Raw genomic sequence first — 1,201 nt, 5'->3', positions numbered from 1 at the left:
AAGAACAAGCGACCAGGCGGGATCCCTCTCTCGGTCCGGTGGAACGAGAAGGAAAATCGCTTCGAGGACGACATTTACACCCTCTTCTCTTACCTCATGACCCACGCGGCTTATGTCCAGGGCAAGCGTGCGACCAGGACCTTCGGCTACCTGAACCCGAAGCACGTTAAGAAGGTCGGGGACCAGTTCGTGAAGCACTATCACGCTGCGGTCTGCCCGGTCTGCGGGTCGCCGGTGGTCCGCTACTGGTTCAAGGACGATGAGCCGGACGAGCCTGAGGTCGATATCGAGGGTGAACTACGGCCTGTAGCCTGCCGGATATGTGGCTACAACTACGAAGTGAGGTTGTGATATGGTGAAAGATGACGAAATAATCGATTGCTACTGCTTTCAGGCTGCTGCTGATGCGACGTTCGAGGCGGTGCTCGAGGTCCTGGTCGAAGAGGCTGCGGCTACTGGGGGGTTCGTGATGATGTTTGGGCCCCCGGAGCTGTTCGAGGGGCTGGAGGGTGGCGGCGACGGGGAGCCCCCGGCCCCCGTCGCCCGGGGTCCGTCTGTGTTGCCTGGGCCTATGTGGTCGCCTCGGAGGTAACCTTCCGGACCGGAAGGGGGGCCTCGCCGCCCCCCTCTCCGGGCCTATCGTCATGGCAAGGGCCGAAGGCCCGCGCAGGCGCGAAGCGCCGGAGTCAGCGACGCCGTAGGCGGAGCGTGTCCTCCTGGCTTCGGCAGGTATAAGTAACCGGGCACCAAAATAACGGTTAGCAGCGTCCTGGCTGATGCTAAAGGCTTAGTCACTGGACAAAAATCCCGAGTGCCCCAACCGGGCGAATAACTGACAATTTGTTTTCGGGTCACGGTCGAGGCGCTGCGGGAGTACGATGATGTGTTAGACTCTCCGGTATATAAATGCCATGAAGCGATAAGTCCAGACCGTCCTCCGATCCCTGATCCTGATACCGTCCCGTATCCTGCTATAGGTCTTAGTGTGAATCTGGAGACTCTCAAGTCTCCTTATGACTTTCCGGGCATGGGAACGGTCACAAACGAACACTGCGGTACCGTCATGCGGGGTGCTGCATGCTCTCAAGATCCTTCCCACTGGTCACGTGCTCACCCGGTCAACTGTAACCGCCTCTCCTGCCCGGTCTGCTGGTCTGGGAAGGTCCGAAAGACTGCCCGTCAGGTAACCGACCGCTTCCGG

Annotated in this window: 1 protein-coding gene; it reads left to right on the top strand. The window is 59.8% G+C overall.

The genetic code is table 11. From position 1 onward, the window contains the following. Positions 1–351: eukaryotic translation initiation factor eIF-2-beta/eIF-5 family protein (locus ACE4YL_RS13075; protein ID WP_461369708.1), on the top strand; the 351-nt coding region annotated here is incomplete at its 5' end. Positions 352–1,201: the final 850 nt, after the last annotated feature.

It is taken from the genome of Candidatus Darwinibacter acetoxidans (assembly GCF_041936445.1).
Classification (GTDB): domain Bacteria; phylum Bacillota; class Limnochordia; order Darwinibacteriales; family Darwinibacteriaceae; genus DTU010.
The sequence above is the reverse complement of the archived record's forward strand: the minus strand, read 5'-3'. Positions and strand labels throughout refer to the sequence as shown.